An 8,373-nucleotide genomic window follows, 5' to 3' on the forward strand; every position below is an offset into this window, starting at 1 on the left:
CGGCTCGGCCGTAGACGCCCCTAGAGGTGTTCGGATGCATAATGCGCCAGCCGCGAACGCTCGCCCTGGGCGAGGGTGACATGGCCGGCGTGGCGCCAGTCGCGGAAACTGTCGACCACGCGCGTGAGCCCGGAGCTGGTTTCGGTGAGATAGGGCGTGTCGATCTGCGCCAGGTTGCCGAGGCAGACGAACTTGGTGCCCGGGCCCGCGCGGGTGATCAAGGTCTTGGTCTGCTTGGGCGTGAGGTTCTGGGCTTCGTCCAGAATGACGAAGCGTTCCAAAAACGTGCGCCCGCGCATGAAGTTCACCGAGCGGATCTTGATGCGGTTGGACAACAGCTCGTTGGTCGCGGCGCGTTCCCATTCCGAAACCGTGCCGCTGTTGCCGGTCAGCACTTCGAGGTTGTCCATCAGGGCGCCCATCCAGGGCGTCATTTTTTCTTCCTCGGTGCCGGGCAGAAAGCCGATGTCGTCGCCCACCGGTACCGTGACTCGGGTCATGATGATCTCGCGATAGCGCGACTCGTCCAGCGTCTGCGACAGCGCGGCGGCGAGGGTCAACAGCGTCTTGCCGGTGCCCGCCGCGCCCAACAGGGTGACGATGTCGATGTCCGGGTCCATCAGCAGATTGAGCGCGAAGTTCTGCTCGCGGTTGCGCGCGTGCACGCCCCAGACATGGCGCTTGCCTTCGCGGAAATCCTCGGCCATCTCGAGCAGCGCCGTGTCGCCCTCGATGTCGCGGGTGATCAATTCGACATCGTTGGGGCGGTCGAAATGCAGGAGTTCGTTGACATACCAATCGGCGACGTCTTCGCCGCTGACCTTGTAGTAGGTTTGGCCCATGTCCTGCCACGACTCCATGTCCTCGGCATGGCGCTCCCAAAAGTCCACAGGCAGGCCCGCATGACCGGTGTAGAGCAGGTCCAGATCCTCCAGGACCTTGTCGTTAAAGTAATCCTCGGCCTCGATGCCGATCACCGAGGCCTTGATGCGTAGATTGATGTCCTTGGAAACGAGGACGATTTCGGACTGGCCGAAAACGTTTCGCAGCGCCAGCGCGCTCAGCAGGATCGAATTATCGGCCTTGCTGCCGGCCAGCGAAGTTGGCAGTGCGTCTTCGGGCGGGCGGGTCTCGAAGAACAGCCGGCCCGTGGCCTCGGGCGTCTCGCGGCCGTTGCCGCGTGCGGCGGTCGTGGCGCGCTGATCCAAATCGATGCCTTGGCCGATCTCCTCGTGCGACCGGCCAGCGATCAACTCGTCGAGAAAGCGGCTGACCTGGCGTACGTTGCGCGCGACTTCCGAAACGCCTTTCTTGCCGCCGTCGAGCTCTTCGAGCACGACCATCGGAACGAACACGTCGTGTTCCTGAAACCGGAACAGCGCGGTGGGGTCGTGCATGAGCACGTTGGTGTCGAGAACGAATACCCGTCGGGCCATGGAATCGCTACCGCGTGGAGGTGGGACGGTGGCTAGCTTAGCGCGCGCACCGCAGCCAGCACCTCGTCGGCATGATCGGCCACCTTCACGCCGCGCCAGACATGGCGGACGACGCCTTCGCCGTCGATCACGAAGGTGCTGCGCTCGATGCCGATATGCATCCGACCGTACATGTTCTTTTCCTTGAGCACACCATAATCCTTGCACATGCTCTCGTTGGCGTCGCTGATCAGGTCGAAGGGAAAACCGTATTTGCCGCGGAAGTTGTCGTGCTTGCGCAGCGAGTCGCGCGATACACCGACGATATCGGCGTCCGCCGCGCGGAACTGTTCGTACAGATCGCGAAACGCCTCGCCTTCCTGGGTGCAGCCGGGGGTGTTGTCGCGTGGATAGAAATACAGCACCAGCGTCTGGCCGGCGAAATCGGCTAGCGACAGCGTCTTGTCGCCGGTCGCGGGCGCCTTGAAATCGGGCGCCTTGTCCTCGGGGGCAATCGGGCTCATGAATTGTGTATTCCTCAATCTATGAAAATCAATGAATTGGGGGAGGCCTTCGCGCGAGCCGTCAAGTCTTGATCGGGTCCAGCAGTCCGTCGGCGTGCAGGTCGTCGCATACGTCCATGAACGCATCGCGCAGGGTCTGCGGATGCTGGCTGATCGGCACATGCAAAGAAAGATGGGTGGTGCACATGTCGGCGCCGGTCATGCCGGACTGATAGGCCTGCACGCTGGCTTCGACCACGGCGACATCCTGCTCGGTGAAAAAACTCATCAACTCGCTCAGCAACCGCGGCTGTTGCGGCGCCACCACCTCGGCCGCGTAGGGACGGAAATCGCGCGGCGGCTCGGCGGGCTCGGTGTGCTCGAAGCGAATCGACAGCCCCAGATGCTCGGCGAGTCCCGGCAGCGCGCTTTCCATCTTGCCCATTGCGCTCCAGTTCCCGGACAGCAGCACGGCGGCCGAGAAATGATCGCCGAGCGGGGTGATGCGGCACTCGAGTATCTCGCAGCCGCGACGGCCGATCGCACGGATCAGGTCGTGGGCCAGCTTGTCCCGGCTGGCGCCGAGGGCGACGAGCGACAGATATTTTTTGATTTCGGGCATGCAGGTCTCGGAGCGCGGATCGACACGATTGAAAAGCCGGGTATGTTAGCACCAACAAGCCGGTTACAATCGCGGCTCTCTAGGCCCGAGGCATGAGGAGACATCGTGGTCATGGATACGCAAGCGCTCGGCGGGAGCATGGTCGCCATCGTGACGCCGATGCACGCGGACGGCAGCGTCGACTGGCAAGCGCTCGAACGACTGATCAACTGGCATATCGACGAGGGCACCAACGGTATCGTCTCGGTCGGCACGACCGGCGAATCCGCGACGCTGGGTTTTCGCGAGCACGACGAAGTGATCGAGCGGACAGTCGAAATCGTCGCCAAACGCATCCCCGTGATCGCCGGCACCGGCGGTAATGCCACCGATGAAGCCATCCGTCTGACGCGCCATGCCAAGCGGGTGGGCGCGGACGCCTCGCTGTTGGTGTGTCCGTACTACAACAAGCCGAGTCAAGAGGGCTTGTACCGGCACTTTCACGCGATCGCCATGGCGGTGGATATTCCGCAGATCCTCTACAACGTGCCGAGCCGCACCGGGGTCGACATGCTGCCGGAAACCGTCGCGCGGCTTTCCAAGATCGACAACATCGTCGCGCTCAAGGAAGCCAAGGGCTCGATCGAACGGATCCACGAACTGATCGAACACGTCGGCGACGATATGCATATCTATTCCGGCGACGACGGTACGGCGATGGAGTCGATGCTGGTCGGCGGCAAGGGCAATATTTCGGTGGTCGCCAATGTCGTGCCCGGCCTGATGAGCCGCATGTGCGCAGCGGCGATCGACGGCCGGCGTGAACAGGCCGAGCGTCTGGATGCCGAGATGGCGCTACTGCACTCGGCGCTGTTCTTCGAAGCGAACCCGATTCCGGTCAAATGGGCGCTACAGGAAATGGGCTGGGTCGAGCCGGGCATCCGCTTGCCGCTGACGCCGTTGGCCGATCATTTCCACGACAGCGTTCGAGATGCCCTGAAACAAGTGGTCGATGGCTATCGGTAGTTGCGCAAACCGATGCGATCTGTGGTAAAAATACGCCCGGGCGTTGGGCATACACGTCACGCTACGACCGGTGCCAAGGGTTAGGGGGACAACTCTTGCAGTATTTTTCGGTAAGTCGTAGTATTGGAATCGGTTTATCCAGAGTAGTCTCCGCTGCTACACGGGAGTAGATGACATGAAAAAGGTTTTGGCTGGGATCAGCATCGCGATGCTCGTCGCATCGCCGATGGCTTTCGCGCAGAACGGCGCCAGTGGCGACGAACAGTTACAGTCGGGCGGCGCGGCTGGCACCGACAACGCGCAGACCTACACCTACGCCGCTTTGGCGGGTGTGAGCGCCGCGGCTCTGATCGGCGCGGCCTTTGCCGTGTCGGATAGCGACGATAAGAACGTCGATCTTGGTGGTACGGGGGGTACCAGTGGCACGGGCGGTACCGGCGGCACAGGCGGTACCGGTGGCACGGGCGCTGGCGGGACCAGCGGCACCTGATCCGTCGCGAGATCGCTGGTGTTTTTACGAACTCCAGTACCAGAAATGGGCCGCTTTCGGGCGGCCCATTTTTTTGGCCTGGTGTTGGGGCTGGGGCTGGGCGGCCTTGTCATGCTTGGCGGCTGCAGTTTTTCCAGCAGCCCGTTCTGGGCGACGATCGGCAGTTTCGTGCCCGGGCAGCACGGCGATATCGCCGCGCGGGCCAAGAAAATTCCATATGCCTCGATCGATCTTTCGCTGGGGCGTCGCGGTGGTTTGCTGGTTCTCGCCGAGCAACAGAGCGGGCTGACGTACTGGCAGACGGGCCGCGCCGAGGTCGTGGTGTTGAACCACGGCTTTTTGCAGTCCACGTCGGGGCTCACGCCGCAGCTCGAAATGAATCAAGCGATCGACGCCCAGGGCAGGCCGGTGTCGATGACGGCGCTCGGTTCGGCCGCGCATTTTGTGGTCGAACGATCCTGGATCGATGAAGAGGGCGTGCGTCATACCGGGCGAGCGCGAGCCGACTGGTCGTGCGACTCGGCGGCCCGTTCGGTCGAGTTGCCGCTGACGACGCGCGATCTGTACAAATGCGTGGAAACGTTAGATTGGGCCGGCGGCGGCGATACGCGATCGGTATACTGGCGCGACGACGGCGGCCATGTATGGAAAGCCGACGTGGCGGCGTGGCCGGGCGCGCCTGAAATCAGTTGGCAGGTCGCACGGCCCTGGTGGCCGCTGCGCTGATCTTATCGACCCGGCAATAAGATAACTCGGTATCAACAGTACGGCCGGCAGTCGTGTATCGATGAAATCGATCGCATCGAAAGGGGAGGCCGCCAATTCGGGAATGGCGAGGATGTGGCGAAAATCGTTGACCGCCGCGGTGCTCTGTATCGCGCCGTTGGCATCCCTGCACGCGCAGCCGACGATCTCCGGGCAGCCAGCCTCCTTGATCGACGTGTGGTTTGCGCTGCCCGATATCGAAGCCATTGCATGGCCTTATGCATTCATGCGGGCCGACAGCACCGACGTGAGCGAAAAAGCCCATCGCGCCGATCTTTTCGACCAGATCAATCAGCTTCGCTGGCGTCTTGAGGCAGGCGGCTATGCGGAGCTGGCGAAGGCCGTCACCCGCTGGAAGAGCGAACTGGCCAAAACCGAGCACTACCGGCAGCCGGGCGACTGGTCGCCGGGCTGGCTGATGGCGCACCCGAATAAGCGGCCGCCCGTCTCGCGCGTCGCGGCGATCGGTTATTGCGCGGTACCGAATACGGTCGAGATCTGGGATGAGGCCGGTGTGCATCGTGTCGACTGGACACCGCGATTGCATCTTTCAGATTTGCTCGATCGCGATCCTGACCTCAAAGGCGGCACGACCGACGAGATAGCCATCGTATCGCCGCAGGGCGACGTGGATCACTACGGCGTAGCGCCCTGGAACTACGCCGACACCGAGCTAGCGCCCGGTTCCCGCGTTGTCGGGGCGATCGATCTCGATGGCGCAGTGTTTCCCTGGATGCGCGATGCCATCGCGGGGCTGCTGGCGCACACCCCGGTCGGCCAAAATTGCCGCCGTTTCCCGCTGAACGCGAGTGCGAGTCATGATTGAGGCCGGTGAATACAGGCGCCGCCAGCTCACGCGTCTGGCGGCATTATCTTGCATTTTTCTGCTGTCGGCGGCAGTGCGGCCGGGCGTTGCCGCGGAGCACACCGGTGAGCTGCCTGTGTTCCAGGCCGACTACGGCGGCACCGGCCTGTTGGAGACGCCTACGGCGCGCAACGCCGAAGAAGGCACTTTTTATTTTACTTTCAGCCATATCGACCCGTACACGAACTATTCGTTTAGTTTTCAGCCGTTTACCTGGCTGCAAGCGGGATTTCGCTACACGTCCATAGACGGCCATCCCTATAATTCGGAGACACCGGGCCGCGATTATCTGGATAAGGGTGTCGATCTCAAGATCACGCCGATCCAAGAAGGCCGCTACATGCCCGAGCTGGCGATCGGCTTTCGCGACCTGGGCGGCACGGGGCTGTTCAGCAGCGAATATCTGGTGGCCAACAAACGCTGGTATAACTTCGATTTCAGTCTGGGTCTTGCCTGGGGGTATCTGGGTGGCCGCGGAGACTTCGACAATCCGCTGGGTTTGATCTCGAGCCATTTCGACGAGCGTGTCGGCTTCAGCGGCGGGTTGGACGATACCGGTAGTTTTAGCGCGAAGTCGTGGTTCACCGGCCGGCCGTCGCTTTTCGGCGGTATCCAATACACGACGCCGTGGCGCCCGCTCTCGTTTCAGGTCGAATACGACGGTAACGACTACAAAAACCAGCCCTTGGGCGATAGTTTCGAACAGGACCTACCGGTCAACTTCGGCGCCCGCCTGCGCCTGAACGACAACCTGACCTTTTCGGCGGCATACGAGCGCGGGAATACCGTCATGCTCGGGGCCACGATCGGCGTGAATCTCGCGCATCTGACGCAGCCCAAATCGGATCCGGCGCCCGTGCTTCCGAAAAAAACGCGGGACAACGAGCCGAAATCCTGGTCGCACGTCGCCAAGCGATTGAAGGAAAACGCCGGCATTTTGGTCACACGGATCTCGAGGCAGGACGATACGCTCGTGGTCGACGGCGTGCCGGTCACGTATCGCTATCTGGGGCAGTCGGAACTGCGCGGCAACCGTATCCTGCACAACGCCGCGAGCGGCGATATCACGTCGTTCGAGTATCGCTGGCAAGGCGGCGGCTTCTTTTTGCGCGACGACAAGCTGCCTCGCGAGCCGCTGCCCAGAAATCCGCTGCTGGTCAGCCCGGCGAGCCCGTTCGCCGATCTGGACTATCGACAGGGCGTGATCGCCTCGAACGTGAACCGGGCCGAGGCCAAGGCGGAGCCGGGGAAAACGCTGTACGACAAGTCCGTTCGCGGCTTTTCCTATAATCTCGGGCCGGGCCTGAACTACAACTACGGTGGCCCGGACGGCCTGCTTTATCAAGTGCTCGCGCAGGCCGGCCTGGAATACCGCACCGACCGTCATGGCTGGGCGAGCGCTTCGGTCGCCTATTCGCTGTTCGATAACTTGGATGACGCCGATTACCTGGCGCCGACCGAGTTGCCCCGTGTTCGCAGCGATGTCGTCAAATATTTGGAACACACCGAACTGGGCCTCTACAACCTGCAGTACACGCGCACCGCGCGCCTGTCGGACAACGTCTTCGGCATGGCGTACGCCGGTCTGCTGGAGCAGATGTACGGCGGCGCCGGCGGCGAGGTGCTCTACCGGCCGTTCGACAGCAATGTCGCGTTCGGGGTGGATCTGAATTGGGTCAAGAAGCGCGATTACGACACCCGGTTCGGCTTTCAGGATTATTCGACCGTGGAGGGCCACGCCACGGCCTATATCCAGACCGGCATCGATCACATCCTCGCGCGGATCAGCGTCGGCCGCTATCTGGCCAAGGACTACGGCACCACTATCGACCTGTCGAAGACCTTCGACTCGGGCGTCACACTGGGCGCCTACGCGGTCTTTACCTCCGCCGGCAACAAATACGGCGAGGGCAGTTTCAACAAGGGTATCTATTTGACGATGCCGCTGGATATTTTCTTCACGAAATCGTCCCGCAGCCATGTGACAGCCCGCTACAGTCCGCTTACGCGTGACGGCGGCGCGGCGCTACATCGGCGTTATACGCTGTATTCGCTTACCGGTACGCGCGATCTGAATCGCTACTGGGACGGCTTCGAAAAAGACAATTGACGCAGATGAACGTGCCGATCGGCATGTTCGTCCTATGCAACACTGTGGAGTTTTCAAGGGAAGGCGCAATGAATATCATCGATACCGAGACGGCGCGGCCGAACAGCCGCAAGGCGATGAGTGCCGGCGTGGCCGTCGTGCTGGCCGCGGTGCTGGGTGGCTGTGCCGGCTCGCCCAATTGTCTCGAGACCCAGCGCTACGAAGACGCCAAGGCGCTTCCCAAGCTCAAGGCCCCGGCTGGTCTCAGCATTCCAAAACCCGACCCCGACATGCGGATCCCGGACGTCCCCAACGGCCCGGTGGCCGCCTATCGCACCGCGCCCCAGGGCACCGATTCCGAAAATCCGCTATCTCGCTGCCTGATTACGCCGCCGCCAATCAACACATCGGGCGCCAATTGAGCGTCGATTGCGCACTAGTTGCGCGCAATCGCTTGAAAACCGAAGCCCGTACGCCACAGTCTTTTCCAACCCAGACATGAGCCTGAGCAGCGCGGCGGATAGCGAGCTTCAGGCAGCCGGAATCCGGGCTTGATTGATGGATTGAAAGATCTCGGTTTTGGCGTTGTTCACCTGCCGAGCGGCTTCATTGTCGCTGA

9 protein-coding genes are annotated in these 8,373 nt (G+C 62.0%); 6 read left to right on the forward strand and 3 right to left on the reverse strand.

Annotated features, from left to right (window positions below):
- Positions 1-20: 20 nt before the first annotated feature.
- The 3 genes from VFJ08_RS12040 to VFJ08_RS12050 form a co-directional block, all read right to left on the reverse strand.
- Positions 21-1,436: a PhoH family protein gene (locus VFJ08_RS12040; protein ID WP_324997460.1), complete on the reverse strand. Its 1,416-nt coding sequence runs from the start codon at positions 1,434-1,436 to the stop codon at positions 21-23.
- A 32-nt stretch (positions 1,437-1,468) separates the two neighbouring features.
- Positions 1,469-1,939 (reverse strand): peroxiredoxin, encoded by a 471-nt coding sequence (locus tag VFJ08_RS12045; protein WP_324997461.1) that lies wholly within the window; start codon positions 1,937-1,939, stop codon positions 1,469-1,471.
- Between the two features lie 61 nt (positions 1,940-2,000).
- Positions 2,001-2,540, reverse strand: a complete 540-nt coding sequence (locus VFJ08_RS12050) for a glycine cleavage system protein R (RefSeq protein ID WP_324997462.1) — start codon at positions 2,538-2,540, stop codon at positions 2,001-2,003.
- A gap of 111 nt (positions 2,541-2,651) precedes the next feature.
- Between VFJ08_RS12050 and dapA the strand changes: the two genes are divergently transcribed.
- The 6 genes from dapA (at position 2,652) to VFJ08_RS12080 (ending at position 8,176) form a co-directional block, all read left to right on the forward strand.
- Complete coding sequence (dapA, locus tag VFJ08_RS12055) at positions 2,652-3,545, forward strand: 4-hydroxy-tetrahydrodipicolinate synthase (RefSeq protein WP_324997463.1); 894 nt, start codon at positions 2,652-2,654, stop codon at positions 3,543-3,545.
- 175 nt (positions 3,546-3,720) lie between these two features.
- Positions 3,721-4,035, forward strand: a complete 315-nt coding sequence (locus VFJ08_RS12060) for a hypothetical protein (protein WP_324997464.1) — start codon at positions 3,721-3,723, stop codon at positions 4,033-4,035.
- A 45-nt stretch (positions 4,036-4,080) separates the two neighbouring features.
- A complete protein-coding gene (locus VFJ08_RS12065) occupies positions 4,081-4,761 on the forward strand; it encodes a YjbF family lipoprotein (RefSeq protein WP_324997465.1) in 681 nt (226 codons plus the stop codon).
- A 61-nt stretch (positions 4,762-4,822) separates the two neighbouring features.
- The gene (locus VFJ08_RS12070; protein WP_324997466.1) at positions 4,823-5,626 is read left to right on the forward strand and encodes a capsule biosynthesis GfcC family protein; all 804 of its coding nucleotides are present in this window, start codon (positions 4,823-4,825) and stop codon (positions 5,624-5,626) included.
- On the forward strand, positions 5,619-7,775 hold the full coding sequence (locus VFJ08_RS12075; RefSeq protein ID WP_324997467.1) for a YjbH domain-containing protein: 2,157 nt from the start codon (positions 5,619-5,621) through the stop codon (positions 7,773-7,775). Before VFJ08_RS12070 ends, VFJ08_RS12075 begins: the two co-directional genes overlap by 8 nt.
- A 68-nt stretch (positions 7,776-7,843) precedes the next feature.
- Positions 7,844-8,176, forward strand: a complete 333-nt coding sequence (locus VFJ08_RS12080; RefSeq protein ID WP_324997468.1) for a hypothetical protein — start codon at positions 7,844-7,846, stop codon at positions 8,174-8,176.
- The last annotated feature ends 197 nt before the right edge of the window (positions 8,177-8,373 follow it).

The organism is Salinisphaera sp. (genome assembly GCF_035690525.1).
Lineage (GTDB): Bacteria > Pseudomonadota > Gammaproteobacteria > Nevskiales > Salinisphaeraceae > Salinisphaera.